We start from the raw sequence: 25,832 nt of genomic DNA on the forward strand, positions 1-25,832 counted from the left end.
TTCGTGCGGGTAGCCTGGCTTCGCGTTCATCGGCCAGCACATTGCTGGTGCTGACCCGGGAGGTGTGGTGGCGCGAGCGACGAAGGCGGCCCACCCGACAGCGGTGAGTCCGATGATCCGCAGGCGGCGTCTCGCGGGGGAGCTGCGGTCGTTGCGCGAGCGGGCCGGCTTAACCGCGGAGCAGCTCGCCAGGGAGGCCGGCAAGAGCCGATCCATGCTGTCGCGCTTCGAGACGGCGGATCGGGTGCCGACCGTGGCGGACGTCAGCGATCTGCTCAGAGCACTCGGTACCGCCGGCGTGGCGGTGGACGACGCCCGTTGGCACGAGCTGGTGCAGATGGCCAGCGATGCCGGGGAGCGCGGGTGGTGGGAGTCGTTCGGTCCGGGGATGGGCGCGCGACAGCAGTTTACGCAGACCTGGAGTACGGCGCCGCCACCGTGCAGGAGTACCAGCTATTCGTCATTCCCGGACTTCTCCAGACCGCCGCGTACACGCGCGCCCGCGCGGAGCTGACGCGGATACAAGGGGGCGTGTCCGAGGCCGAGGCGGCCAGGTCCGTCGATGCTCGGCAGATGCGCCAGCGGATGCTGTCGCGCCCCGGCGGCCCTTCGTACCTGGCCGTGGTCGATGAGGTCGCCGTGCGACGTCCGGCCGCCGCCGCTCCGGTGATGCGGGAGCAGTTGCTCCACCTGGCTGACCTGGCCGAGGGCGACGGCCGCACGGGGGTGCGGGTCCTTCGACAAGACGCCGAGTTGCGGGACTACTGGTTGCCGCGGTCGCCGTTCAGTGTCTACCGGTACCGCAACGGCGACCCCACAGCCGTCGCGGTGGACAATGAGACCGTCGATCTGGTCTACACCACCGCCGATGAGGTCAAGCCATACGTCGAGCTGTGGGACCGGGTGGATGAGGCGGCATTGTCCGTCACCGACAGCGCGGCGCTGCTGCGTGCCGCGGCCACCAGCCAGCGAGGAGATTGAGGCCCGTGGAAAAGTACACCGCTTGGCGAAAGTCCTCACGCTCTGGCGGCGCCAACGACAACTGCGTCGAGGTGGCGTTCGCGCCCGACGGCAGTGTGGGCGTCCGGGACAGCAAGAATCGCGACGGGGCCGTTCTCGACTTCACGGCGGCGGAGTGGGGAGCGTTCGTCGGCGGCGTGAAGGACAACGAGTTCGACGCGCCTTCTGCGCCCTAGTCACGCGTTCATGTAGACGCTGCTCGCGCACGTTCACGCGGCGGCCACCCCGATCGGGGCGGCCGCCGCGTCCTGTTGATCGCGCTGTAGTGGCGCGGTCACGTTCTGCCTTGCCATCGACGTTCCACAGTGGGAAGCTGTCACGACCTCCAGTTATTCACATTTCATGATCTTGAAATGAGATCACTTATGGAACGCTGGCGGGAGAGCACTGTGAACGTCACTCTGTACTGGCCGTATGCCCTGGCTGCGGCCGCGCTGCTGGTGGCTCTGGGGCTTACCGTCGGTTGGTACGTCCGCCGGGCCACCTGGTGGTGTCCCCACTGTGGGCACGGTTTGACCTGCACGTTCTGTATGGGTCAGTCGATCCCCGGCCGGGCGCGCGCATGACGGCCCACCTGTCGGCGGCTCGGTGGCGGTCGGCCTCCCTGGACGATCCCCCTTTGCATGACCCCGACTCGGGCGCCGCATCAACCGCACATGGTCGGGGGACGAACCCATGCGTCTGACAACATCCGTTCGAGTGGTCGTGGTCGTCTGTGCCGGGGCAGTGATGGGTGCGGTAACCGGGGCGCCAGCGGCAGCCAACGTGCCGTCGGGCAGTCGGAATCAGCGCCAGGTCGCCGGGATCGGCTTTCAGGCATGGGACCAGGGCAACGATCGGTTGCGGCTGCTGAAGGTGGATCCGGACCGCAACTTTCGGTCCGGCTGGTGTCTGGATCCGTGGTTCGATTGGACCACGCAGGAACGCCCCGGCCCGGAGGGCGGCCGCTACCACTTCGATGGCCGCGTCGTCCGGACCTGCAACTCTCACCTCGGCTACGGTAAATCCTTCGTCGACCACACCGGCGGCCGTGATCTGCGCGGGATGCAGAAGGCCGGCACCTGCTACGGGCCGAAGGGCCGGACCACGGCGCGGGAGGGCAACTGCAACAACGCCCGCGGCCACACAATCACGATCACCAACGGGCGGACGAACGCCGCGCTGCCCAACCAGTGCACGCGGTCGTGGCGGGTCGACGCCGCTGCCCGCATGCCGATCTATCACGCTGGGGGAGTGAGTACCGAATGCCGCAGATGAACCGTAGGACCACGATCGCGGCGGTGCTGGTCGGCGCCGGGGTAGCGGCGGCGGGTGGCTGGCGAGCGGCCTCCGCCGAGTCCCGGCCCCCAACCGCGGCGGACGTCAACCGCGGCCGCGCGACGTACGAGCAGGTCGTCGGCCAGATCTACGGCAGCCGCGGCGACCGGCTCGCCGCCGAGGCGCTACTCGCCCGCAGGGTCCAGGCTCCGATCGCCGAGTGCATGCACGCCAAGGGCAGCGACTACACCCTGGCCGGGTCCGAGCGCCAGGCTGTCGCCGACCCGGCCCCGGGCGGGCTCAGCGCGTTCGCGCCGGTCGCCGGCACATTCTGGATCGCTGAGCAGAAGGCGAACGTCGCCAGGGCGCGCGACGCCCGCACCAACCCGGGCTGGACCCGGCTCCGTACCACGGCGCAGCGGGCGGCGTACGACGCGAACCTGGCCGCGTGCCTGAAAGCCGACAGCAGCGACCCCGGCTCGGCCAACCCGGCCGGGCAGGGCGCGCTGGCAGCGGCGCTGGAGGATGTCCTAGCCCGCGTCGAGCGCCGCGACGACATCGAGGCGGCCCTGGACAGGTACCGGGCGTGCCTGAACGACGCCGGGTGGCCGGTCGGTACGTGGGAGGAGCCGAACCGGGCGGTCGAGGATCGGTTCCCGGACGCCGACCGGTCGTGGGCCCGGGTCGCCGCCGACCCCGCTTGGACCAGCGCGGTCGAGGCGGAGAAGAGCGCGGCAGCCGCCGATGCCACCTGTCGGGGCGGGTTGCGCGACCGGGCGCTGGGCGCGGCCGCCGACCCGCTCGCCCGGTTTGCCGGGAACCGCGGCGTCGAACTGGCCGAGGTCGATCGGCAGTGGCGGGACATCCGCACCCGGGCCGGTGTCGCCGGCATCCGCACCGACGCGCGGCGGAATCAGGCGGCCGGGGCCGGTTCGTCGGCCGGCGTCGCGGCGTTCGGTACGCCGCCGGCCGTCCCCGGCGGGGCGGCGTCGGCGGTGTCCTCCGCGACCAGGTACGTCGGCCGCCCCTGGACCGCGGTGTAGATCCGCCCGATGTACTCGCCGAGCAGGCCCAGGCAGATGAGCTGTACGCCGCCCAGCAGCAGCACCGCCACGAACAGCGAGGCCCAGCCCGGCACTGTCACGTCGGTCAGGTACGCGACGACGCCGAAGCCCATCATGAACAGGCAGAACACGAAGCTGGCCAGCCCCAGCCAGGTGGCCAGGCGCAGCGGCGCGGCGGAGAAGTTGGTGACGCTGTCCAGCGCCAGCCGGACCATCCGGCGCAGCGGGTACTTCGTCTCGCCCGCCGCCCGGGCGGCCCGCGCGTACGGCACCTCGCCGCCGCGGAAGCCCAGCGAGGGCACGAGCAGCCGGTACACCGGCTGCTGCTCCGGCAGCGCCCGCAGCACGTCCACCGCGGCCCGGCTGAGCAGGCGGAAGTCGCCGGCCTGCCGGGGTACCCAGGTGCCGGCGAGCCGGCGCATCAGCCAGTAGTAGGCGCCGGCGGTACCGCGCTTGAAGCCGGTGTCGGTGGCCCGGTCGGTGCGCACCCCGTACACGACGTCGAGGCCGTCGCGGCGGGCCAGCGCGAGCATCTCGCCGATCTTCTCCGGCGGGTCCTGCAGGTCGGCGTCGAGGCTGACGACGTACGCGCCGCGGGCCCGGTGCAGGCCGGCGGTCAGGGCCGCCTGGTGGCCGGCGTTGCGGCGCAGCCGGACGATCCGGAGCTGCGGCCACAGCGCCCGGGCGCCGTGCAGCATCGCGAGCGTGCTGTCCCGGCTGCCGTCGTCGACCGCGAGCACCTCGTACGGCTCGCCGAGGGAGTCGAGCAGCGGCCGGAGGCGGGCGATCAGCGGGACGAGGACGTCCTCCTCGTTGTACATCGGCACGACCACCGACAGCGTCGGTGCCCGCCCGGCCAGCGCCTCCATGGGGCGCAACGGTACCAGCCGCCCCGTCCGTCCCCGGCGCGTCGCGCGCTCAGTCCGGCGGCGGCGTGACCAGCGTGACCCGGCCCTCGGCGAGCCGGTACGACATGCCGACGACCGCGCAACGCCCGGCCCGCCGGGCGGCCGCGACGGCGCCGTCGCCGGCGACCAGCTCGACCGTCCGGCGCACGTGCGCGGCGGACAGGCCGGCGCCGTCGGTGATCCCCTCCTGCCGGGCCCGCTGGACGCTGGGCAGGACCCGGTCGACGATCGGCCGCAGGCCGGGCGGCGGCGCGGTGCCGGCGAGCGCGGCCTCGGCGGCACCGACCGCGCCGCAGTGGTCGTGCCCGAGGACGACGACCAGCGGCGCCCCGAGCACCGCGACGCCGAAGTCGATGCTGGCCCGCACCTCGGGCCCGATGACGTGCCCGGCGGTCCGGACGACGAACAGGTCGCCCAGCCCCCGATCGAAGATGATCTCGGCGGCCAGCCGCGAGTCGGAGCAGCCGAACAGCACCGCGAACGGCTGCTGCTCGGCGGCGATGGCGGTGCGGTGCTCGGCGTCCTGGTTCGGGTGCTCGCGCCCGCCGGCGACGAAGCGCGCGTTGCCGGCGAGCAGCTCGGCGAGGGCGGCGGCGGGGGTGTCCGGGCGGGTGCCGTCGATAGTCACGCCCCCCAGCCTGCCATGGGCCGCCGCGCACCTTTCAGCAACCACCCCGTGCCGCGGGCTGGTTGCTCGATTGCGCGTAAATCAGACAATGTCCCTAGATTGGGGAAAAACCTGCACGTCCCGTGCCCGATCGCCCGAAAGTCGCGTTCGCTACGGTAACGGCTCGGCAGCGCCGCGCCGCGGGTCGCACCCCCGCGTACCCGCCCCGGCAACCACAAGCGGTAACCGCAGTGTCGACCCACAGTCCACAATCGACGGTACCGCCTGCGGCGCGCCGATCCCCTCCACCACGACAGTAAGGAGCGATGGTGCGCGTCGTCGGCATCATTCAGGCCCGGATGGCCGCCAACGGGCTGCCCGGCCAGGTCCTCCAGACCCTCAGCGGCCGCACCGTCCTGGACCGCATGGTCCACGCCGCGCACGACAGCGGCGCGCTCGACGAGCTGCTCGTCCTCACCGGCGCGGACGAGGCCGACGACGCGATCGTCGACGAGTGCCACCGCCTCGGCATCGCCGCCCACCGCAACCCCGACGGCGACCTCCTCCGCGGGCACCTCGACGCCCTGGCGGCGTACCCGGCGGACGCCGTCGTCCCGCTGGACGCGGACTGCCCGCTGCTCGACCCGGAGCTGATCGCGCTGGCGGCGCGCGTGTTCCGGACGGTGCCGAACCTGGACTACGTCAGCACCGCCTTCACCCAGACCCTGCCGATCGGGCTGGACGTCGAGGTGGTCGCCGCGGACACGCTGGCCCGGGTCGACGCGCTGGCGCTGGATGGGGAGCGGGCGTCGGTGACGGCGTACGTGGCGGCGCACCTGGACCAGTTCCGGGTGATGGGGCTGACCCTGCCGCCGGACCGGTCGCACCTGCGGCTGGCCATCGACTCGATGGAGGACTGGGCGCTGATCTCGATGGTGGTCAGCCACTTCGGGGACAGCGCGGTACCGGTGGACAAGCTGGTCGAGTGGCTGGACGCCAACCCGGCCGTCCGGGCGCTGAACTCCCGCCTCCCGGCCCGGGCGGCGTAGCTCCCGGCGGGGTGCCGGGGCGGGGCGCGGATTCGAGCGGTGTTTGACCGCGCGGGAATACCGTATGGCGTATCGAGATCGCCGCCGCTCGTCCCGAACCGGGAGGCCACCCCTTGCCGCCCCAGTCCTTCGCCCCGCCCCGCGCCCGCCGGTCCGACGTCGGACCGGCCGCGCTCCGCATCGCCCGCTCGGTCGCCGCCCGGACCGGGCCGATCGCGGGATTGGAGGACTTCCACCACTGGTTGTGCGCGTACCGCCGGCGGGCCTACATGGACGTCCGCCAGGTCCCGCTGGAGAGCCTCCAGGACTGGTACGCCGAGGGCGGCACCGGCAACATCCGGCACCGGACCGGCCGGTACTTCTCGGTCGAGGGGGTGGACGTGCACGCCGCGGACGGCGTGGTGGACCGGTGGCAGCAGCCGATCATCCACCAGGCCGAGACCGGGCTGCTCGGGATCGTCGCCCGGGAGTTCGACGGGGTGCTGCACCTGCTCATGCAGGCCAAGGCCGAGCCCGGCAACTGCAACGGCCTGCAGGTGTCGCCGACCGTGCAGGCGACCCGGAGCAACTTCAGCCGGGTGCACCGCGGCGCGGCCGTGCCGTACCTGGACTACTTCCGCGCCGGCGCGGCGGCCCGGGTGCTCGCCGACTCGCGGCAGTCCGAGCAGGGCTCCTGGTTCTTCCGGAAGCGGAACCGGAACATGGTCGTCGAGGTCGACGGCGAGGTCGACGTGCTGGACGGCTTCTGCTGGCTGACGCTCGGCCAGGTGCACCAGCTCCTCGGGCTGGACGACGCGGTGAACATGGACGCCCGGACCGTCCTGGCCTGCCTGCCGTTCGCCGGGCCGGGGCTGCTGCGGGCGTACGGGGCGGAGCTGGGGCCGTTCACCGCGGCGCTGGTCCGCTCGTGCGGCGGCGACGACGAGGCGCTGTGGGCGCTGGACGAGGTGCTGAGCTGGCTGACCGACCTGCGCGCGGAGCACCGGGGTACGGCCGAGCGGATCGCGCTGCGCGAGGTCGCCGGCTGGCAGTGCGCCGGGGGGCGGATCACGCACGAGAGCGGCCGGTTCTTCAACGTGGTCGGGGTGAGCGTGACCGCGGCCGGGCGGGAGGTCCGGTCGTGGACCCAGCCGATGATCGAGCCGTGCGACGAGGGGCTGATCGCGTTCCTGGCCAAGCGGATCAACGGAGTGCTGCACCTGCTCGTCCAGGCCCGGGCCGAGCCCGGCTTCGTGGACGGGGTGGAGCTGGGCCCGACCGTGCAGTGCACGCCGTCCAACTACGCGGGGCTGCCGGACGCGGCGGCGCCGGAGTTCCTCGACGATGTGCTGGGGGCCGGGCCGGAGCGGATCCGGTACGACGTGATCCTGTCGGAGGAGGGCGGGCGGTTCCACCACGCCCGGAACCGGTACGCGGTGGTCGAGGTGGGCGAGGGGTTCGAGCCGCGGCACCCGCGGTACCGGTGGCTGACGCTGGGGCAGCTCTCCGCGCTGCTGCGGCACAGCTACTACGTCAACATCCAGGCCCGCAGCCTGGTCGCCTGCCTGCACAGCCTGATCACCGGTACGGCCTGATCACCGGCCCGAGCGGCGACGGGCCCGGCCGGGGCCCGCGGGCGCCCGGCCGGGATCCGGCGGTCAGGAGTCCGGCGGCGGCGCCGGGCGGTCGCGGTCGATCGTCCGGGACCGGGTGTGCAGGCGGCCGCCCACCCGGACCAGCTCGTCGACCACGGTGAACGTCGACTCGATCCGCACCCGCCCCTCGGCGTCGGTGAGCGTGACCAGCGAGCAGTACCGCACGTCGAGCACCCCGTCGGCCCGGGCCGCGATCGCGTAGTGGTCGTTCCAGTGCCGGACGGCCACCGTCGCGTACCGGGGGAGGGCCTGCCGGGCGTGCGCCAGCAGCGCCTCCCGGCCGCGCAGCTCCTGCCCGCGGTGCACGTGCCGGGTCACCCCGTCGGCGGTGAACGTCGCCGCGTACGCCGGCAGGTCCAGGGCGTCGAGCAGGCGCATCTGATGGGCGTAGAACTGGAGGACCTCGCTGTGCAGCGCGGCGTCCACGGCGGTCATGCCGGCCCGCCCCCCTCGGCCGCGCCGTGGCCGCGGAAGCGCAGCCGGTCGGCGTACAGCCGGGACTCGCTGACCGCGACGGCCCGCAGCGCGCCGACGTGGCCGGCGAAGTCCGGGTGCGCCACGGCGGCGCGCAGCGCGGCGGCGTCGGTCCAGCGGGCGATGTTGACGTACCGGTCCTCGGCGTCGGTGGCCCGGCTCAGCGTGTAGCCGAGGCAGCCCGGCCGCCCGCTCATGAACACGGCGACCTCGGCGAACACCCGCTCGAACTCCGCCGGCGGGCAGTTCAGGCTGAACGTGTTGACGAACGTGACGCCCCCGTCCGGGGCCGCGCCCGCCGTCATCGGGCCGCGACCGTTCCGCGGGCCACGGCCCGGGCCCGGCGCGCCGCCGCGGCCTCCGCCGCGCCGCGCGCGGAAGCCGACCGGGCCAGCTCCGCCGGGTCGCGGGAGAGGTACGGGGCGACCGTGTGCGCGGCGGTGATGATCTCCAGGTCGTAGCCGAGGACACGGCCGAGGACCGTGCGCAGGTACGGCGCGCAGTGGTCCATGTCGGCGTCGGCGGAGCCGGCGCCGTAGTCGCCGCCGTACGCCAGCAGCACCGTCGCCGGGCGGTCGGCCAGCGCGCTGGTGCCGGGGGCGTACGGCAGGGTCCGGTTCGGGACGAGCGCCTGGTCCAGCCACGCCTTGAGGTTCGACGGGATGGTCCAGTTGTGCATCGGCGCGCTGATCAGCAGCGCGTCCGCGGCGAGCAGCTCGGCGGCCAGCTCGTCGTGCAGGGCCGCGGCGGCCCGGCCGGCGGCGTCGGCCGGCTCGGCGATCAGGGTGTGCACCGCGGCCGGGTCCGGGTGCGGCACCGGGGTGCGGACCAGGTCGCGGTGCGCCACCGCGAGGTCGGGCAGCTCGTCCGCCAGCGCGGTCCGGAAGATCCCGGCGAGGCTCCGGGACACCGATTGTGGGGACGGCGAGCAGTCGATGTGCAGCAGGCGGTTCACGGCGTGCCCTTCTCCCGGGGACGGTGGCCGCCGGCGGGCGCGGCGCGCGCCGGCCGCCGGCGCCCCCACGCTGGCGGCCGCCACTCGAACGCGGTCAGAGCGCCACTCGGCCGCCCCCGCCGCTGCCCCCGCCGCCGCTGCCGCGGCCGGTGCCCGGGGCGGCCGCCGACGGCGGCGCGGCGGGGCCGGCCGGGTCGGGGGTGCGGACGCCGACGAACAGGCCGCGGCCGGACTGCACGTCCGGCACGTACTCGGGGTCCAGGCCCGCGGCGCGGAACGCCGCCTCGTACTCGGACCGGTCGAACAGCATCGCCCGGTGCACCTCGCTGATGTGCTCCACCCCGTGCTCGGGCGTGGCCCGCAGGTAGTGCACCGCCATCCGGGAGGCGCCGCCGTCCCGGACCGTGTGCGCCACCCGGGCGATCGTCACGCCGTCGGTGCGGACGACGTCGCCGGAGACCCAGCGGTCCACGTACGTGTCCGGGAACCACCACGGCTCGACCGCGACGACCCCGCCGGGGGCGGCGTGCGCGGCCAGGCTGGCCACCGCCGCGTGCAGCTCGGCCAGCGAGCCGACGTACGCGATCGAGGCGAACAGGCAGGTGACCGCGTCGAACGTGCGGCCCAGCCGGAAGTCGCGCATGTCGCCGCGGTGCAGCGGTACGCCGGGCAGCTCGGCCCGGGCGATCTCCAGCATGGCCTCGGCCGAGTCCAGGCCCTCCACCCGGGCGAACATCCCGGCGAACGGCCGCAGGTGGCCGCCGGTGCCGCAGGCGACGTCCAGCAGCGACGCGGCGTCCGGGCGCCGGCGGCGGATCCACCCGGCCACGGCGGCGGCCTCGCCGGGGTAGTCCTTGCCGCGGGCGGTGTGCTGGGCGGAGTAGATCCGGGCGGAGTCCTGCCCGTACATGCGCTCTCCCCTCGGTCGGGCGTGCTCGGCGCGAGCGTCGCGCGCCCGCGTCGAGCGGCGGTGGAGCCGGCGGCGGGCTTGAGCGAACCCCGATCACGGCGGTCCACGCTGGAGCCATGACGACTCGGTCGGGGAACGGGAAGGGACGCACGTCCGGAGGCGGGACCGCCGTCGTGCTCGGCGGGACCGGGTTCCTGGGGCGGCACGCGTGCGCCGCGCTGCGCGCGGCCGGGTACGCCGTCCTCGCCGTCGCCCGGCACCCGCCCGGCGCCGGCTTCGGCCACCCGTTCCGCACCCTGGACCTCGGCGCCCTGCCGCCGGCCGGGCTCGCCGCCGCGGTCGACGAGCTGGGCCCGGACGTCGTCGTCAACGCCGTCGGCAGCATCTGGGGCCGGACCGACGCGCAGATGTGGGCCGCCGCGGCGGCGCCGACCCTGCGGCTGCTGGACGGGCTGGCGCTGGCCGCCCGCCGGCCGCGGCTGGTGCACATCGGCTCGGTGCTGGAGTACGGCCAGGGCCGCCCCGGCGCGCTCCTCGACGCGGCCACCCCGGCCCGGCCCACCAGCGCGTACGGGCGGGCGAAGCTGGCTGCCACCGAGGCGGTGCTGGCCCGGGCCCGGGCGGGGGAGCAGCCCGGCGTGGTCCTGCGCATCGTCAACCTGGCCGGGCCGGGCAGCCCGGAGGTGAGCCTGCTCGGCCGGGTGGCCAGCCGGATCCTCGCCGCGCGCGGCCGCCGGGCGGTGGTCGAGCTGGACCCGCTGCTGGCGTACCGGGACTACGTCGACGTCCGGGACGTGGCCGACGCGGTGGTCGCCGCGGCCGGCGCCCCGGTCTCCGGCGAGCTGATCAACATCGGGCGGGGCGAGACCGTCCGGGTGCGCAGCCTGGTCGACCGGCTGATCGCGTGCAGCGGGCGGCCGGTCGTGGTGGTGGAGCGCACCGGGCTCGGCATCCGGCACTCCACCGAGGACCGGCTCCGGGTGGACATCGCGCCGGCCGCGCGGCTGCTGGGCTGGCGCCCGGCCCGGCCGCTGGCCGGCGCGGTCGCGGACTTCTGGACCGAGTACGTACGCAGCCACGAGAACGGAGAGCCCACCGGATGACCACCCACGTTTGGGACTACCTGCCCGAGTACCGCGCCGAGCGGGACGACCTGCTCGACGCCGTCGACACCGTGTTCCGCTCCGGTCGGCTGATCCTCGGCCGCAGCGTCAGCGGCTTCGAGGCCGAGTTCGCGGCGTACCACGGGCTGCCGCACTGCGCCGGCGTCGACAACGGGACCAACGCCGTCCTGCTGGGGCTGCGCGCCCTCGGCATCGGGCCCGGCGACGAGGTGATCACGGTGTCCAACACGGCGGCGCCGACGGTCGTCGCCATCGACGCCGCCGGGGCCACCCCGGTCTTCGTGGACGTCCGGGAGGAGGACTTCCTGATCGACGTCGACCGGGTCGCCGCGGCGATCACCCCGCGGACCCGGGCGCTGCTGCCCGTCCACCTGTACGGGCAGTGCGTCGACATGGCGCCGCTGCGGCTGCTGGCCGAGCGGCACGGGCTGCGGATGCTGGAGGACTGCGCGCAGGCGCACGGCGCCCGGCAGCACGGGCGGCTCGCCGGGACGATGGGCGACGCCGCGGCGTTCTCCTTCTACCCGACCAAGGTGCTCGGCGCGTACGGCGACGGCGGGGCGGTGCTGACCGCCGACGCGGGCGTCGACGCGAACCTGCGCCGGCTGCGCTACTACGGGATGGAGAAGACGTACTACGTCGTCCGCACGCCGGGCCACAACAGCCGGCTGGACGAGGTGCAGGCGGAGATCCTGCGGCGCAAGCTGCGCCGGCTGGACGGGTACCTGGCCGGGCGGCGGGCGGTGGCCGACCGGTACCGGGCGGGGCTCGGCGACCTCGCCGCCGACGGCCTGCTGCTGCCGGCGACGAACCCGGGCAACACCCACGTGTACTACGTGTACGTGGTCCGGCACCCGGACCGGGACCGGATCATGGCGGCGCTGAAGGAGCACGACATCGCCCTGAACATCAGCTACCCGTGGCCGGTGCACACGATGTCCGGCTTCGCCCACCTCGGGTACGCGCCGGGCTCGCTGCCGGTGACCGAGCGGCTGGCCGGCGAGATCTTCTCGCTGCCGATGTACCCGTCGCTGCCGGTGCCGGTGCAGGAGCGGGTGATCGAGGCGCTGCGGACGGCCGTCGCGAAGGGCTGACCGGCCGCGGGTCCGGGGGACGCCGGCCCCCGGACCCGCGGGGCGTCAGGCGTGGACCAGGGCCGCGATGTCCTCGACCACCCGCCCGGCCGGCGGCATCGCCGCGACCTCGGCGGCCAGGGCGGCGGCGGCCTTGCGGTACCGGTCGTCGGCCAGGACCCGGCCGATGGCCGCGCCGATCTCGCCCGGGTCGGTGGTGTGCGGGGCCAGGGTCAGCGACGCGCCCTGGGCGTCGACCCGCTGCATGGAGGCCGCCGAGGCGAGCATCTCGGGCACGCAGAGCTGCGGCGTACCGGCGGCGATCAGCGTCATCGCGGTCACCCCGCCGCCGTGGTGCAGGACCAGGTCGGCGGTGGGGGCGAGGACGTCCAGCGGTACCCAGCCGGCCCGCACGCCCGGCCGGATCGCCCGCACCTCGGTGGCCACCGGCTCGGCGGTGGCCACCACGACCTCCACCTCGCTGTCGGCCAGCGCGGGGGTGGCCAGCAGCGGCCGGAAGAAGTCGGCCCCGAGCCCGGCGACGACCGAGCTGCGCGAGCCGGACGTCAGCACCACCCGCGGGCGTTTCCCGCGCGCGTACATCCAGGGCTCCAACGGGAACTGCTGGTTGCCCGGCGCCCAGCGCATCGGCGCGGCCGGCTCGGCGTCCGCCGGCCGGATCGACGGCGGGGTGATGTCCAGGAACAGCGCCGCGGGCGGCAGGTCGGCCAGCCCGGCGGCGGCCAGCTCGGGGCCCAGCTCGTCGACCGCGCCCCGCCAGTCCACCTCGGACCGGTCGTACGGGCCCCAGACGTGCCGGACGTGCGGCACCGACAGCCGGTGCGACAGCAGTGCGGCGGCGTGGTTGTACTCGCCGCCGACGATCACGTCCGGCCGCCAGCTCTCGCCGAGCCGGACCAGGCCGGGCAGGCTGCCGGCCGACAGCCGGGCGAAGCCGCGGCCGACGAAGTCCAGCTCGCCGTCCACGGTGTCCGGGCGGGGCAGCGGCTGCCCGCGCCGGTCCTTGGTCATGGCGTCGAAGATGCCCAGCTCGCCCACCGCCGCCGCGGGCAGGCCGAGGCCGGCGACGAGCGCGGTGTTCTCGGCCGGGCAGCCCACGATCACCTCGTGCCCGGCCGCCCGGGCGGCCCAGGCGAGCGGGGCGCTGGCGTGGATGGTCGCGGCGCCGCCACCGGCGACGAACAGGAATCGCACGACGTTCTCCTCATCCCTCGGGGCGCGGGCGCCCGCGGACGGGCGACCGCCGCGGGCCAGCGTGCGGGCCGCGGCTGGACGCGCGGTCGAACGCCGCCGGACCGGCCGGTCGAGGCGGCCTCCAGACCGCCGCTAGCGGGCATCGCCACGGTGGGCGGCACCGGGGGCGGCCGCGGTCGTCCGGGCCCGCCGGGGCCGCAGTCGGCCCGCCGCCGGCAACGACACGGTCCGGGTCGGACCGGGGGGAGTGGTGAGGGAAGCATGAGGACGAGGGCCCGGCTGGCCGCCGGGATCATGGGGGTCGCCCTGCTCGTGCCGTCGGCGGCGCCGGCCGGCGCCGCCGCGCCGGACGACAAGCCCGTGGGCACGTGGTCGGGCACCGTCAGCACCGGCGACGGGCAGATCGCCGTGAAGATGGGGCTGACCGGCAACGGCAAGCTGTGCCTGATCGCGCCGCCGCCCGGCCCGAACGGCGGGACCGAGGGCAGCGGCACCTGGAAGTCGACCGGCAAGAACAAGTTCCGGTTCCAGCTCACCGAGCGGTACTACGGGCCCGGCAAGAAGCTGACCGGCTCGCTGCGGGCCACGCACAACGCCAACCAGCGGGGCAGCAAGTTCACCAGCACCGGTACGGCGACGTTCTACGACGCGTCCGGGCACGAGCTGGGGTCGGGCGACGTCGCCAGCGACATGAAGCGGACCAGCAACAGCGCCAACTGCTGAGGGCGCCGACCCGGCGGGGGCGGGGCGGCCGGCGCCCGCGGCCCCCGCCGGGTCGGGCCGGCCACGCGGCCCGGGCCGGGCCGGTCACGCGGCCCGGGTCGGGCCGGTCACGCGGCGCAGGGCGGCAGGCCGCCGTGCAGCGCGACCATGTCGGCGAACGCGGCGGCCACGTCGAGCCGCGCGCCGGGCGCCAGGCCGGCCAGCTCGGCGTACGCGCGGTGCAGGTTGCCGGCCAGCCGCTCGGGGTCGACCAGCCCCCGGTACGGCCCGGGGCCCGCCGCGCGCGCGGCGGCCAGCGGCGTCCGGCCCGCCCCCAGGCCCCGCTCGGCGACCCGGCCGACCCAGTGCAGGTACCCGGCGGTGGCGTCGAGCACCTCCGGTCCGGCGACCGGGCCGTGGCCGCAGACGACGACGGCGGGGTCCAGCGCGGCCAGCCGGCGCAGCACCCGCAGCGACCCGGACACCGAGCCCATCAGCACGAACGGCGTCACCCCGGACCAGGCCACGTCCCCGGCGAACAGCACCCGCGGCCCGGGCAGCCAGGCGACCACGTCCGCGGCGGTGTGCGCGGCGCCGACGTGGATCAGCTCCACCGCCGCCGGCCCGTCGCCGACGGCCATCGTGTCGGTGAACGTGACGTCGGGCAGGCGCAGCGTCACGTCCCCCCAGTCCACCGCCGGCCACAGCGCGCACAGGCCCAGCCCGGCCTCGGCCATGTCCCGGCGGGTGCCCGCGTGGGCGACGACCAGGGCCGGGGCGAAGACGGCGTTGCCGAACGTGTGGTCGCCGTGGAAGTGGGTGTTCACCACGAGGTCCGGCCCGGCCGGGGCGACCGCGCGGACCGCCGCGCGCAGCCGCCGCGCCCGGGCCACCGTCGCCGCCGTGTCGATGAGCACGGTCCGGTCGCCGGCCCGGACCAGGCCGGCATTGTTCAGGCACCAGCCGCCGGGGAGTTGCTCGTACGCGTACACCCCGGCGGCCAGCTCGCGCAGCACCGTCACACCACCGCGGCGAAGCGCTGGAGCGTCTCGCCGGGGCTCGGCCCGTCGATCGCCCGGTGGATGGCGGCGGCGTCCGGGCCGTGCCTGTCCAGCCGGACGTGCGCCAGCTCCACCCGCGTCCCACCGGTGCCGGCGGGCCGGAACGTCACCTCGATCTCGCTCGCCCGGGCATCGTCCGGGATGGACCGGAACCGGCCGTCCACCCGCCAGGTGAGCCGCAGCCGGTGCGGCGGCTCCCAGGCCAGCACCCGCCCCCAGTCGACCTGCCGGCCGTCGGCGTCCCACTCGTAGTACCGGCCGCCGACCCGCGGCTCCATCGCCAGCCCGACCCGCGGCCGGTCGAGCAGGACGTGCGACGGCGGCCACCAGTCGGCCAGCCGCCGGGTGAAGGCGTCGAAGCACCGCTGCGGGTCCGCCGCCACCTCGACGGTCTTGCGTACGTCCGGGAACGGCTCCGGTCCCATCGGGCTCCCCTCTCGCCGCGCCCGGCGGTCGGGCGCGCGCCGGCCCACGGTGGCCGGGCCGACTCGACCGGCCGCGGAGCACCGCTCGACCGGCGCGCGCGGCGATTCCAACGGGCCTGGACCGCGAGTCGAGCACCGGCGGCGAGCCTCGGGCCGTACCCGCCGCGGCGGGCACCCCGTGACCGCGACCCCCGGAGGAGCCCCATGGCCCGCAGGGCAGTCATCACCGGCATCGGCGTGATCGCGCCGGGCGGCATCGGCCGCGAGCCGTTCTGGGAGCTGCTGCTCAGCGGCCGGACGGCGACCCGCACGATCACCCGGTTCGACGCGAGCGCGCACCGCTGCCGCGTGGCGGCCGAGTGCGACTACGACCCGGTACGCGCCGGGCTGGACCCGCAGCAGGTCCGGCGGACCGACCGGGTGTCGCAGCTCGCGATGTCCGCGGCCGGCGAGGCGCTGGCCGACAGCGGCCTGGACCTCGGCGGCGAGCTGGCCACCCGGACCGGGGTGGCGATCGGCAGCGCGGTCGGCGCCACGCTGACCATGGAGCGCGAGTACACCGTGCTGTCCAACGGCGGCCGGGACTGGGTGCTCGACCCCGACTACGCCGTCCCGCACCTGTACGACTGCTTCCTGCCCGGCTCGATCGCCGCCGAGGTGGCCGGCGTCACCGGCGCCCGCGGGCCGGCGGCGGTGATCTCCACCGGCTGCACGTCCGGCATCGACGCCGTCGGGTACGCCGCCGACCTGGTCCGCGACGGCACCGCCGACGTGATGGTCACCGGGGCGACCGACGCGCCGATCTCGCCGATCACGCTCACCTGCTTCGACGTGATCAAGGCGACGTCCGCCCGCAACGACGACCCGGCCACGGCCTGCCGGCCGTTCGACCGCACCCGCACCGGCCTGATCCTCGGCGAGGGGGCGGCGGTGCTGGTGCTGGAGGAGTACGAGCGCGCCCGGCGCCGCGGCGCCGCCATCTACGCCGAGGTCAGCGGCTTCGCCACCCGGTGCAACGCCTTCCACATGACCGGCCTCAAGCCGGACGGTCGGGAGATGGCCGCGGCGATCGGCGACGCGCTCGCCGAGGCCCGGCTGGACCCCACCGCGATCGACTACGTCAACGCGCACGGCTCGGGTACCAAGCAGAACGACCGGCACGAGACCGCCGCCGTGAAGCGCAGCCTCGGCGCGCACGCCCACCGGACGCCGATGAGCGGCATCAAGGCCGCCGTCGGCCACTCGCTCGGCGCGATCGGCGCGATCGAGATCGCGGCGTGCGCGCTGTCCATCCGGCACGGCGTGGTCGTGCCGACGGCCAACCTGCGCGAGCGCGATCCCGAGTGCGACCTCGACTACGTACCGCACACGCCGCGCGAGCGCCGGCTGGACGCCGTGCTGACGGTCGGCAGCGGGTTCGGCGGATTCCAGAGCGCCATGGTGCTGACCAGTTTGGAGCGGTCCCCGCGATGAATCAGGACACCGTCGTCACCGGCATCGGCGTCGCCGCCCCCACCGGCGTCGGCGCGCAGGAGTACTGGGCGGCCACGCTGAAGGGCGTCGGCGCGATCCGGCCGCTGGACCGGTTCGCCGCCGACCGCTACCCGGTCCGGCTCGCCGCCGCCGTCCCCGACACCGGGGTCGGCGTGCCCGGCCGGCTCGTGCCGCAGACCGACCGGCTCACCCGGCTCGCCCTGGTCGCCGCCGCGGAGGCGCTGGCCGACGCCCGCCTGGACGCCGCCCGGCTGCCCGAGTACGGCGTGGGCGTCGCCGTGTCCAGCAGCACCGGCGGCCTCGAATTCGGCCAGCGGCAGCTCCAGTTGCTGTGGGGGACGGGCTGGGAGGCGGTCAGCCCGTACATGTCGTTCGCCTGGTACTACGCCGTGAACACCGGCCAGATCTCGATCGGCAACGGCCTGCGCGGCCCCGGCGGCGTGGTCGTCGCCGAGCAGGCCGGCGGGCTGGACTCGCTGGCGTTCGCCCGTCGCCGGGTGCGCCGGGGCGCCAGCGCGATGGCCGCGGGCGGGTTCGACAGCCTGCTCTGCCCGTACGGCATGGCCGCGATGGCGGTCGCGGCCGGCGCCAGCCGGGCGACCGACCCGGCGACGGCGTACCTGCCGTTCTGCGCCGGGTCGACGGGCTTCGTGCCCGGCGAGGGCGGCGCCGTGCTGATCCTCGAATCCCGCGCGGGGGCCGCCGAGCGCGGCGCCCCGACGGTGTACGGCGTGCTGCGCGGGCACGCCGCCGCCTTCGACCCGCCCGGCGGTACGGGCGACGCGCTGGCCCGGGCCGCCCGTGCCGCGCTCGCCGACGCCGGACTCGACCCGTCCGACGTGGACGTGGTCTTCGCCGACTCCGCGGGCAGCCCGGCCGCCGACGGCAGCGAGGCCGGGCTGCTCGCGGACCTCTTCGGCCCGCGCGGGGTACCGGTCAGCGCGCCGAAGGCGCTGGTCGGGCGGCTGGGCTCGGGCGGGTCCGCGCTGGACGTGGTGTGCGCGCTGCTGGCCATCCGGGACGGGCTGATCCCCGCCGTGCCGGGGGTGGACCCGGCCGCGGTGGACCCGCGGGTGGACCTGGTGGTGGGCGAGCCGCGGGCCGGCGGGGTCGGCGCGGCGCTGGTGCTGTCCCGCGGGCACGGCGGCTTCGCCTCGGCGGCGGTGGTCACCGCCCCCTGACCGCCGGGGGTTGCCGGTCGGGCCCGATGGTGTCGCGGGCCCGACCGGGGGCGGGTCAGGCGGGGAGGTGGGCGTTGACCACGGCCAGGATGTCGCCCGGGGTGGTCACGTCGGCGGTCGCGGACTCCGGCAGCTTGATCCCGAAGTGCCGCTCCACCCGGCTGACCGTGTCGATCACGGCCAGCGAGTCGAACCCCAGGTCGGCCAGGCCGGTGTCGCGGATGTCGCCGGACACGTCGATGGATTCGTCGTCGCCGACGGAGCGCAGCAGGAAGTCGCGGAGCGCGTCGAGCGTCAGGGTCGCCATGGGGTTGGTCCTCTCCTCCGGGTTGCGGTGTCGCCCGCCGCGGGGGCCGGTACCGCCCGGCCGCGGGGTGCGGTGCTCGGTCGGGGTGCGGTGCTCGGTCACGGGGTGCGGTACCGCTCGGCGAACGCCCGGGCCCGGGCCAGCGTCGCCCGGCTGTTGGCGCCCAGCGCCCGGCGGACCGCCGCCCGGGCCGCGGCGGCGTCGGCCGGCGGCCGGGGCAGGGCGGCCAGGCCGGCCGGGTCGAGGATCACCCGGTGCCGGGCGGTGGCGGTGACCGTGCCGTCCGCCGCCGGGGACAGCGTCCAGTCGCCGTGGTGGGCGCGCAGCCCGGTCGGCAGCTCGACCTGCTTGAACACGATCCGGTCCGGCCGGGTGCAGACCCGGCCGGAGACGGTGGTGTGCACCGAGCCGTCCGGCGACCGGGTGTCCATCCGCAGGTACTGCAGGCCCGGCTGGTCCTCGCGGACGTCCACGCCGACGACGTGCGGCAGCCGCTCGGGCCAGCGGGCGGCGTCGTTGATGAACTCGTACACCGCGCCGGCCGGCCCGGCGATCCGCTCGCTGTCGGCGAAGTCCAGCAGCACGTCGGCCTCGGTGCCGGCGTGCTCGGCGGCGTGCCGCAGGTGGGCCAGCTCGGTGCCGCTGTTGCGGTCCACCGCGGCGGCGATCAGGTCCAGCGCGGCCGGGTCGTCGCCGGCCGCCCGGTACCGGTGGTCCAGCACCACCCGGCAGGCCGCCGGGCCGCGCTCCTCGATCCGCCACTCCCCGCTCATCTCGGCGACCGGCGCGGCCGGCTCGGTCTGGGCGAACGCGACCGTCCGGCGGCGCGGGTCCAGCTCGCGGCGGGACGCCCAGGTGCGCAGGGCGCCGTTGGCCATCGCCCAGATGCGGACGTCCTCGGCGCGGTCGTCGCCGCCGGTCCGCTCGGCGTGCACGGTGGGCGGGAAGTACAGCGGCCACAGGCGCACGTCGCCGACGATCCGGTACACCGCGTCGGCCGGTGCCGCCACGTCGATCCGATGGGACACTCGGGTACTGGTCATGCGGGCCTCCTGCCGCTGGTCTGCCACCGCGGCGCCAATCTGGCAGCGGGGCGTCGAGCGCCCCTACAGCGGCGGTGCAGCATCGGCCCGCCCGGCCAGCTCGCCGCTGATGAACGCCACCAGCGCCGCCGGCGTCGGGTTGTCCAGGACGGCCTCGGCGGGCAGCCGCAGCCCGGTCTCGGCGTTCAGCCGGTTGCGCAGGTCGACGCTGAGCAGCGAGTCGAAGCCGAGGTCGCGGAACGAGTCGCCGGGCGCGATGGCGGACTGGTCGTCGTGGCCGAGGACCTCGGCGGCGTGCGCCCGCACGAGCGCGAGCAGCCCGCGCCGCCCCCCGCCGCCCGCCGGTTCGGCGTGCGCCCGGGCCTCGTCGTCCGCCCCGCCGTCGTCCGCCCCGCCGTCCGTGGGCCCGCCGTCCGCCGGGGTGCTGTGCGCCGGCCCGCCGTTCGTCGGGGTGCCGTTCGTCGGCCCGCCGGGTGCCGGCGGTGGGGTCGCGCTCCACAGGCGGCCGGCGCGGCTGTCCGGCGGCACCCGGGCGGGGTCGGGCCGGACCGGGACGAGCAGCGGCTCCGGCGCGTCCAGCGCCGCGTCGAACAGGGCCAGCCCCGCCGCCGTCGGCAGCGGCGCCAGCCCGATCCCGCCCAGCGCCCGGACCTCCGCCGGGGTCAGGCCGCCGGTCATCCCGGTGGGCAGCTCCCACAGCCCCCAGGCCAGCGACAGCGCCGGCAGCCCGCGGCCGCGCCGGTAGTGGGCGAGGGCGTCCAGGAAGGCGCTGGCCGCCGCGTAGTTGGCCTGCCCGGCGCCGCCGAGCACGCCGACGGCGGAGGAGAAGGTGACGAACGCCGAGAGGTCAAGGTCGGCGGTCAGCTCGTGCAGGTACCAGGCGCCGTACGCCTTCGGCCGCAGGACCGCCGCCAGCGCCGCCGGGGTGAGCCGGGTCAGCACGCCGTCGCGCAGCACCCCCGCGGCGTGCACGACGGCGCCCGGCTCGCGGCGGGCCAGCAGGTCGGCGAGCGCCGCCCGGTCGCCGACGTCGCACGCCTCGACGACCGCGTCGGCGCCGCGGTCACGCAGCGCGGACCGCAGCGCGGCCGCGCCCGCCGCCCGCTCGCCGCGCCGGCTGGCCAGGACCAGCCGGCGCACGCCGTGCCGCTCGACCAGGTGCCGGGCCAGTACCGCGCCGAGGCCGCCGGTGCCGCCGGTGACCAGCACCGGCCGGTCCGGGTCCAGCGACCGGGGCATCGTGACGACGAGCTTGCCGCGGTGCACGGCGCGGCGCAGCAGGTCCAGCGGCTGCCGGGCCAGCCGGACGTCCCAGGCGCGGGTGGGCACCGGGTCCAGCGCACCGGCGGCGAACTGCGCGCCCAGGGCGTCCAGCGCGGCGCCGACGCCGTCGGGGTCGGCGCGCAGGATGTCGTACACCGCGTACCGCGTGCCGGGGTGGGCGGCGGCGACCGCCGCGGCGTCCCGGACGTCGGTCTTGCCCAGCTCGACGAAGCGGCCGCCGGGGGCGAGCAGGCCCAGGCCCGCGTCGACCGCGGCGCCGGTCAGGCAGTTGAGCACGACGTCCATGCCGCGGCCGCCGGTGGCCGCCCGGAACCGGTCGGCGAACGCCGCCGACCGGGACGAGGCGATCCGCTCGTCCGGCACGCCCCACGCGCGCAGCAGGTCGTGCTTGGCCGGGCCCGCCGTGGCGTACACCTCGGCGCCGCGGGCCCGGGCGAGCTGGAGGGCGGCCCGGCCGACCCCGCCGGTGGCGGCGTGGACCAGCACCGACTCGCCCGGCCGCAGCCCCGCCACGTCGTACAGCGCCTGCCGCGCGGTGACGAACGCGATCGGCACGCCGGCCGCGGCCCCGAACGACCAGCCCGCCGGCGGCGGCCGCAGCAGCCGCTCGTCCGCGACCGCCGCCGGCCCGAGCGCCCGGCCGAACACCCCGTAGACCCGGTCCCCGACCGCGTGCCGGGTCACCGCCGGCCCGACCGCCGTCACCACGCCGGCGCCCTCGCAGCCCATCGTCCGCTCGGTCGGCACCAGGCCCAGCCCGACGACGACGTCCCGGAAGTTCAGCCCGGCCGCCCGGACCGCCACCCGCACCTCCCGCGGCCCCGGCTCCGCCGCCGGGTGCGGCAGCAGGGCCAGGCTGTCGAACGCGCCGCGGCGGGCGACGTCCAGCCGCCAGGCGCCGCCGGCGGGCGCGGCGAGCGCGTCGGCCCGGCCGCGCAGCCGGGGGCGGTGCAGGACGCCGTACCGGACGGCCAGCTCCGGCTCCCCGGCGGCCAGCGCGGCGGGCAGCAGCGCCGGTACGGCGGCCGGGTCGTCGGTGTCCAGCAGCACGAACGCGCCCGGGTGCTCGGTCTGCGCCGCGCGCACCAGGCCGATCGCCGCCGCGGCCGGCAGGTCGGTGGCCAGCCCGTCGCCGGGCAGCACGGCCCCGTGCCGGGTCAGCAGGATCAGCCGGGTCCCGGCCGGCCGCGCCGCCCCGAGCCACTCCCGCAGCAGCCCGGCCACGGCCTCCACGGCGGCCGCGGTCCCGGCGACCGGGTCCCTGTCCGGGGTCGGGGGGACGAGGGTGTCCAGTTGCGCCACGACGGCCGCGGGCGGCGGGTCCGGGAGGTCGATCGGGGCACCGGGAACCAGCCGGACCCACGTCTGGGCGGCCGCGGCCGCGTCGCCGCCGACGGCGCCACCGACACCCGGCACACCGTCGCCGACGGCGACATCCGGCACACCGCCGCCGCGCGCGCCCACCGGCTCCCAGTCCAGCCGCAGGTTGACCGCAGCCGCCGTCGGTGCGGTCGCCGCGCCCGGCGCGGCGGTTGCGCTCGGCACGCCGAGGTCGGCCGGTGCCCCCGCCGCGTCCGGTGTCGCCGCGGTCGGGAGGGGGCGCAGGTCCAGGGCGGCGACCGCGGCCAGCACCCGGCCGCGCTCGTCGGCGCAGGTCACCGTGAGGCGGTCGCCGTCGGCGGCCAGCCGCACCCGCAGCGCCGCCGCCGTACCGGGCGCGAGCACGACCCCCCGCCAGGCGAACGGCACCCGGGTCGCCCCGCCCCCGAGCAGCGCCGCGTGCAGCGCCGCGTCGAGCAGCGCGGGGTGCACGGTCGGCCCGCCGCCCGCGGCCGCGGGCAGCGAGACCTCGGCGAACGTCTCGGTACCGCGCCGCCAGGCCCGCCGCAGCCCGGTGAAGCCGGGCCCGTAGCCGTACCCGCGCCGGGCGAGCCCGCCGTACGCGTCCGCGAGGTCCACTTCGTCGGCCGCCGGCGGCCACGCCACCGCCCACTCCGCCGGCCCGGCGGGGGCGGGAGTACCGGCGAGCGCCCCCTCGGCGTGCCGGCGCCAGCGGTCGCCGCCCGGCCCGCGGGCGTGCACCGTGAACGCCACCCGCCCGCCCCCGTCGGCCGGCTCGCACATCACCCGGACGTCCGCCGCGCCGGCCGCCACCGGGATCGGCGCCCCGATCGTCAGCTCCGCGACGGACCCCGCCCCGACCGCGGCGCCGACCTCGGCGAGCAGGGTCAGCAGCGCCGTCGCCGGCACGATCGCCGCGCCGCCGATCACGTGCTCGGCCAGCCACGGGTCCCGCCCCGGGTCGAGCCGCGCCGGGAACGCCGTCCCGCCCGGCAGGTCGAGCCGCCCGGCCACGAACCGCCCGGCCGGCGCCGCGTCGCGGGCCGCGCCCCGGTCCGCCCAGTACCGCCGCCGGTCGAACGCGTACGTCGGCAGCCCCACCCGCTCGCCCGGCGGCTGGACCGCCGCCAGGTCCACCGGCGTGCCCGCCGCGTGCACCGCCGCCACCGCGGCCAGGAACTGCCCGGCGCCGGGGGTGTCCCGCCGCAGCGACCCGACCACCGTCCCCGGCACGTCCAGCGCGTCCAGCGTCCCCTGGATCGCCCGGGCCAGTACCGGGTGCGGGCCGGCCTCGACGAACGTCCGCTGCCCGGCGGCGACGAGCTGCCGGACCGCCGGGGCAAACCGCACCGGCTCGGCCAGGTTCGCGCACCAGTACCCGGCGTCCATCGTGGCCGGGTCGATCCGGTCCCCGGTGAGCGTCGAGTACAGCGGCACCGCCCCCGCCCGCGGCGCGATGCCGGCCAGCCGGTCCAGCAGCGCCGGCCGCAGCGCCGCCATCGCCGGGGTGTGCGAGGCGTAGTCGACGTCGATCCGCCGGGCGTCGACGCCCCGCGCGGCGCAGCCCGCCAGCAGCGCGGCCAGCGGCTCCGGCGGGCCGGCGACGACGGTGTCGGTCGGCCCGTTCAGCGCCGCGGGCCGGACCAGGTCGGCCCGCGCCCCGAGCACGTCGGCGAGCAGCGCGAGCGTCGCGTCCCCGTCCAGCGGTACGGCGACCATCCCGCCCGTGCCGGCGACCGTGCGCAGCGCGGCGCTGCGCACGGCGACGACCCGGGCGGCGTCGGCCAGGTCGAGCACGCCCGCGACGTGCGCCGCGGCGATCTCGCCCTGCGAGTGCCCGACCACCGCCGCGGGCCGCACCCCGGCGGACCGCCACAGCGCCGCCAGCGACACCATCACCGCGAACAGCGCCGGCTGCACCACGTCGACCCGGTCGAGGTCCTCGCCGCGCAGGACGGCGGCCAGGTCGTGCGCCCAGTGCGGGGCGAGCGCGTCGGCGCAGTCCCGCAGGCTGTCCCGGAACACGGCCGACCCGGCGCTCAGCTCCACGCCCATGCCGCGCCACTGCGACCCCTGGCCGGGGAAGACCAGCACCGCCCCGCGCGGTGCCGGCGCCTCGGCGCGCAGCAGCACCGGCGCCCGGTACGGGCCGGGCACCGCGGGCACCGCCGGGCCGCCGGCCAGCCGGTCCAGGCCGGCGGCCAGGTCCGCCGGGTCGGCGGCGACCACCGCGGCCCGGTGGGCGAACCGGGTGCGCTCGCGCAGCGTCCGGGCGACGTCCTCGGGGCGCCGGCCCGCGACGGCCGGGCGCAGCGCCCGGGCCTGCCGGCGCAGCCCGTCGGCGGTCGGCGCGGACAGCAGCCAGGCGACCGGCGCGCCGCTGGCCGGCCCAACCGCCGGGGTGGGCGGCCCGGCCTCCAGGATCACGTGGGCGTTGGTGCCGCTGATCCCGAACGACGAGACCGCCGCCCGGCGCGGCCGCCCCGGCGGCGCCGGCCAGGGGCGGGCGGCGGTGAGCAGCGCCAGGCCGCTGCGCGGCCAGTCGACGTGCCGGGTCGGGGTGGCCGCGTGCAGGGTCGCGGGCAGCGTCCCGGCCGCCATCGCCCGGACCATCTTGATCACCCCGCCGACGCCGGCCGCGGCCTGGGCGTGGCCGATGTTGGACTTGAGCGAGCCCAGCCACAGCGGGCGGTCCGCCGCCCGGCCCCGGCCGTACACCGCGGCCAGCGCGCGGGCCTCGATCGGGTCGCCGAGCGCGGTCCCGGTGCCGTGCGCCTCCACCGCGTCCACGTCGTCCGGGCGCAGGCCGGCCGCGCGCAGGGCGCGCCGGATCACGTCCTCCTGCGCGGCCCGGCTGGGCGCGGTGAGGCCGTTGCTGGCCCCGTCCTGGTTGGTGGCCGTACCGCGGATCAGCGCCAGCACCCGCCGCCCGGCGGCGCGCGCGTCCCGGGCCCGTTCGAGCAGCAGCAGCCCGACGCCCTCGGCCCAGGCGGTGCCGTCGGCGGCGTCGGCGAACGCCTTGCACCGGCCGTCCGCGGCCAGCCCGCCCTGCCGGGCGAAGTCCAGGAACATCCCCGGACCGGCCAGTACGGCGACGCCGCCGGCCAGCGCCAGGTCGCACTCGCCCCGGCGCAGCGCGCCCGCCGCGAGGTGGATCGCCACCAGCGACCCCGAGCACGCCGTGTCGACGGTCAGCGCCGGCCCGCGCAGCCCGAGCACGTACGCCACCCGGCCGGACGCGACGCTCGGCGAGCAGCCGGTGAGCCGGTACCCGGCGCCGCCGTCGTCCGGGTCGTCCAGCCGCGGGCCGTACTCCTGCGCCATCGCGCCCAGGTACACGCCGGTGTTGCTGCCGGCCAGCGCCGCCCGGTCCAGCCCGGCCCGCTCGACCGCGCCCCAGGCCACCTCCAGCACGAGCCGCTGCTGCGGGTCCATACCGGCGGCCTCGCGCGGGGAGATGCCGAAGAACGCGGCGTCGAACAGGTCGGCGTCCGGCAGGAACCCGCCCCGCCCGGCGGCCCCGGCCGGCCAGCCGCGGTTGTCCGGGAACGCCGACGTCGCGTCCCGTTCCTGCGCGACCAGCCGCCACAGGTCCGCCGGCGAGCGCACCCCGCCGGGGTACCGGCAGTCCATCGCCACGACGGCGACCGCGTCGTCGCGCTCCCACTCGTCGCTTCCCGTCACCGGACCTCCCGCGGTCGCGC

At 76.9% G+C, this 25,832-nt stretch carries 23 protein-coding genes; 11 read left to right on the plus strand and 12 right to left on the minus strand.

Annotation, left to right across the window (positions count from 1 at the left end; translation table 11 throughout):
• Positions 1 to 112: 112 nt before the first annotated feature.
• From IEY94_RS13825 to IEY94_RS13840, 4 genes are all read left to right on the plus strand, one after another.
• Positions 113 to 514: a helix-turn-helix domain-containing protein gene (locus IEY94_RS13825; protein WP_189170548.1), complete on the plus strand. Its 402-nt coding sequence runs from the start codon at positions 113 to 115 to the stop codon at positions 512 to 514.
• On the plus strand, positions 439 to 981 hold the full coding sequence (locus IEY94_RS13830; protein WP_229783835.1) for a DUF5753 domain-containing protein: 543 nt from the start codon (positions 439 to 441) through the stop codon (positions 979 to 981). The genes IEY94_RS13825 and IEY94_RS13830 overlap by 76 nt, the downstream gene beginning before the upstream one ends.
• Positions 982 to 986: 5 nt before the next feature.
• Entirely contained in the window at positions 987 to 1,196 is a 210-nt protein-coding gene (locus IEY94_RS13835) for a DUF397 domain-containing protein (protein ID WP_373291282.1), read from the plus strand.
• Between the two features lie 523 nt (positions 1,197 to 1,719).
• Positions 1,720 to 2,277: a hypothetical protein gene (locus tag IEY94_RS13840; RefSeq protein ID WP_189170551.1), complete on the plus strand. Its 558-nt coding sequence runs from the start codon at positions 1,720 to 1,722 to the stop codon at positions 2,275 to 2,277.
• 913 nt (positions 2,278 to 3,190) lie between these two features.
• Here the strand turns inward: IEY94_RS13840 and IEY94_RS13845 are convergent.
• On the minus strand, positions 3,191 to 4,210 hold the full coding sequence (locus IEY94_RS13845) for a glycosyltransferase family 2 protein (protein WP_189170552.1): 1,020 nt from the start codon (positions 4,208 to 4,210) through the stop codon (positions 3,191 to 3,193).
• A 49-nt stretch (positions 4,211 to 4,259) separates the two neighbouring features.
• Positions 4,260 to 4,886 (minus strand): carbonic anhydrase, encoded by a 627-nt coding sequence (locus IEY94_RS13850; protein WP_373291291.1) that lies wholly within the window; start codon positions 4,884 to 4,886, stop codon positions 4,260 to 4,262.
• A 296-nt stretch (positions 4,887 to 5,182) separates the two neighbouring features.
• On the opposite strand from IEY94_RS13850, the gene IEY94_RS13855 reads away from it, so the two are divergent.
• Together IEY94_RS13855 and IEY94_RS13860 are read left to right on the plus strand one after the other, a co-directional pair.
• Positions 5,183 to 5,905, plus strand: a complete 723-nt coding sequence (locus IEY94_RS13855) for a cytidylyltransferase domain-containing protein (RefSeq protein ID WP_189170553.1) — start codon at positions 5,183 to 5,185, stop codon at positions 5,903 to 5,905.
• A gap of 113 nt (positions 5,906 to 6,018) precedes the next feature.
• A complete protein-coding gene (locus IEY94_RS13860; RefSeq protein ID WP_189170554.1) occupies positions 6,019 to 7,479 on the plus strand; it encodes an NDP-hexose 2,3-dehydratase family protein in 1,461 nt (486 codons plus the stop codon).
• Between the two features lie 63 nt (positions 7,480 to 7,542).
• Here IEY94_RS13860 and IEY94_RS13865 read toward each other — a convergent pair whose 3' ends face one another.
• The 4 genes from IEY94_RS13865 to IEY94_RS13880 all read right to left on the minus strand — a co-directional run bounded on the left by IEY94_RS13865 (position 7,543) and on the right by IEY94_RS13880 (position 9,878).
• On the minus strand, positions 7,543 to 7,974 hold the full coding sequence (locus tag IEY94_RS13865) for a nuclear transport factor 2 family protein (RefSeq protein ID WP_189170555.1): 432 nt from the start codon (positions 7,972 to 7,974) through the stop codon (positions 7,543 to 7,545).
• Positions 7,971 to 8,318: an antibiotic biosynthesis monooxygenase family protein gene (locus tag IEY94_RS13870; RefSeq protein ID WP_189170556.1), complete on the minus strand. Its 348-nt coding sequence runs from the start codon at positions 8,316 to 8,318 to the stop codon at positions 7,971 to 7,973. Before IEY94_RS13870 ends, IEY94_RS13865 begins: the two co-directional genes overlap by 4 nt.
• A complete protein-coding gene (locus tag IEY94_RS13875; protein ID WP_189170557.1) occupies positions 8,315 to 8,968 on the minus strand; it encodes an NAD(P)H-dependent oxidoreductase in 654 nt (217 codons plus the stop codon). Before IEY94_RS13875 ends, IEY94_RS13870 begins: the two co-directional genes overlap by 4 nt.
• A 94-nt stretch (positions 8,969 to 9,062) precedes the next feature.
• Positions 9,063 to 9,878, minus strand: coding sequence for a class I SAM-dependent methyltransferase (locus IEY94_RS13880; RefSeq protein ID WP_189170558.1), 816 nt, complete (start codon positions 9,876 to 9,878; stop codon positions 9,063 to 9,065).
• Between the two features lie 116 nt (positions 9,879 to 9,994).
• On the opposite strand from IEY94_RS13880, the gene IEY94_RS13885 reads away from it, so the two are divergent.
• On the plus strand, positions 9,995 to 10,981 hold the full coding sequence (locus IEY94_RS13885; RefSeq protein WP_189170559.1) for an NAD-dependent epimerase/dehydratase family protein: 987 nt from the start codon (positions 9,995 to 9,997) through the stop codon (positions 10,979 to 10,981).
• Positions 10,978 to 12,096, plus strand: coding sequence for a DegT/DnrJ/EryC1/StrS family aminotransferase (locus tag IEY94_RS13890; RefSeq protein ID WP_189170560.1), 1,119 nt, complete (start codon positions 10,978 to 10,980; stop codon positions 12,094 to 12,096). The genes IEY94_RS13885 and IEY94_RS13890 overlap by 4 nt, the downstream gene beginning before the upstream one ends.
• Before the next feature lie 45 nt (positions 12,097 to 12,141).
• Here the strand turns inward: IEY94_RS13890 and IEY94_RS13895 are convergent, their stop codons facing one another.
• Positions 12,142 to 13,290, minus strand: coding sequence for a nucleotide disphospho-sugar-binding domain-containing protein (locus IEY94_RS13895; RefSeq protein ID WP_189170561.1), 1,149 nt, complete (start codon positions 13,288 to 13,290; stop codon positions 12,142 to 12,144).
• A gap of 261 nt (positions 13,291 to 13,551) precedes the next feature.
• On the opposite strand from IEY94_RS13895, the gene IEY94_RS13900 reads away from it, so the two are divergent.
• Positions 13,552 to 14,013 carry a hypothetical protein gene (locus IEY94_RS13900; RefSeq protein ID WP_189170562.1) on the plus strand — a complete coding sequence of 154 codons (462 nt, stop codon included), beginning with the start codon at positions 13,552 to 13,554 and terminating at the stop codon, positions 14,011 to 14,013.
• Positions 14,014 to 14,120: 107 nt separating this feature from the next.
• On the opposite strand, the gene IEY94_RS13905 is transcribed toward IEY94_RS13900, so the two are convergent.
• Both IEY94_RS13905 and IEY94_RS13910 read right to left on the minus strand, forming a co-directional pair.
• Positions 14,121 to 15,008, minus strand: coding sequence for an MBL fold metallo-hydrolase (locus tag IEY94_RS13905; protein ID WP_229783840.1), 888 nt, complete (start codon positions 15,006 to 15,008; stop codon positions 14,121 to 14,123).
• A 2-nt stretch (positions 15,009 to 15,010) separates the two neighbouring features.
• Positions 15,011 to 15,478 carry an SRPBCC family protein gene (locus tag IEY94_RS13910; RefSeq protein WP_189170564.1) on the minus strand — a complete coding sequence of 156 codons (468 nt, stop codon included), beginning with the start codon at positions 15,476 to 15,478 and terminating at the stop codon, positions 15,011 to 15,013.
• Between the two features lie 204 nt (positions 15,479 to 15,682).
• Here IEY94_RS13910 and IEY94_RS13915 point away from each other — a divergent pair, with 204 nt between their 5' ends.
• The gene (locus IEY94_RS13915; protein ID WP_189170565.1) at positions 15,683 to 16,951 is read left to right on the plus strand and encodes a beta-ketoacyl-[acyl-carrier-protein] synthase family protein; all 1,269 of its coding nucleotides are present in this window, start codon (positions 15,683 to 15,685) and stop codon (positions 16,949 to 16,951) included.
• Positions 16,948 to 18,153: a beta-ketoacyl synthase N-terminal-like domain-containing protein gene (locus tag IEY94_RS13920; RefSeq protein ID WP_189170566.1), complete on the plus strand. Its 1,206-nt coding sequence runs from the start codon at positions 16,948 to 16,950 to the stop codon at positions 18,151 to 18,153. Before IEY94_RS13915 ends, IEY94_RS13920 begins: the two co-directional genes overlap by 4 nt.
• Before the next feature lie 55 nt (positions 18,154 to 18,208).
• Here the strand turns inward: IEY94_RS13920 and IEY94_RS13925 are convergent, their stop codons facing one another.
• From IEY94_RS13925 to IEY94_RS13935, 3 genes are all read right to left on the minus strand, one after another.
• Positions 18,209 to 18,460, minus strand: coding sequence for an acyl carrier protein (locus IEY94_RS13925; RefSeq protein WP_189170567.1), 252 nt, complete (start codon positions 18,458 to 18,460; stop codon positions 18,209 to 18,211).
• 98 nt (positions 18,461 to 18,558) lie between these two features.
• The gene (locus tag IEY94_RS13930; RefSeq protein WP_189170568.1) at positions 18,559 to 19,503 is read right to left on the minus strand and encodes an aromatase/cyclase; all 945 of its coding nucleotides are present in this window, start codon (positions 19,501 to 19,503) and stop codon (positions 18,559 to 18,561) included.
• 63 nt (positions 19,504 to 19,566) lie between these two features.
• Positions 19,567 to 25,812, minus strand: a complete 6,246-nt coding sequence (locus tag IEY94_RS13935) for a type I polyketide synthase (RefSeq protein ID WP_189170569.1) — start codon at positions 25,810 to 25,812, stop codon at positions 19,567 to 19,569.
• Positions 25,813 to 25,832 lie beyond the last annotated feature (20 nt).

Origin of the sequence: Pilimelia anulata, assembly GCF_014647895.1 — a bacterium.
Taxonomy (GTDB): Bacteria; Actinomycetota; Actinomycetes; order Mycobacteriales; family Micromonosporaceae; genus Pilimelia; species Pilimelia anulata.